The organism is Lysinibacillus sp. 10T31 (genome assembly GCF_056394365.1).
The window spans coordinates 1-446 of record NZ_JBFTHS010000208.1; the positions used below are offsets into that span (position 1 = coordinate 1).

Genomic DNA, 446 nt, shown 5'->3' on the forward strand with positions numbered 1-446 from the left:
ATATCATCATGCTGGGCTGGTCCCGAGAAGTGAACGTTTACAGCCCGAAACGCCTGGTGATTGCTCGCTTCGATACACATGGTCGGGTTGACCACAGCTTTGGTAAACAGGGCTGTGTGGTCATTGCAAACAGTGCCCTCGGGGAGTTGGTTGACGACTCCAGCACCCTGCAATTGCTGGCGGACGGAAAAGTCCTCGTCAGCGCCACCTATCTGAAAGAGGAAGTCTCTACCGGTGTCGTGTTGCGAATCGACACTCACGGCAATCTGGATAAGAGTTTTAATCAAACCGGGCAACTTGAAATCAAACATCACGCCTTCACCGACACCTCAGTACAGGCGCTGTTGGTGCAAGCCAATAACAACATCCTGGTCGCGGGCAGTGCTCGACATTCAACGTCCGACACTCAAGGCTTTGTCGCTCGTTACTCTCACACGGGCACACTT

The 446-nt window shown here is 53.1% G+C and carries 1 protein-coding gene; it reads left to right on the forward strand.

Translation table 11 applies throughout. The annotated features are described in order from the left end of the window. The coding region (locus AC1DCY_RS27680) for an NHL repeat-containing protein (protein ID WP_477355977.1) at window positions 1-446 on the forward strand (446 nt) is incomplete at both ends.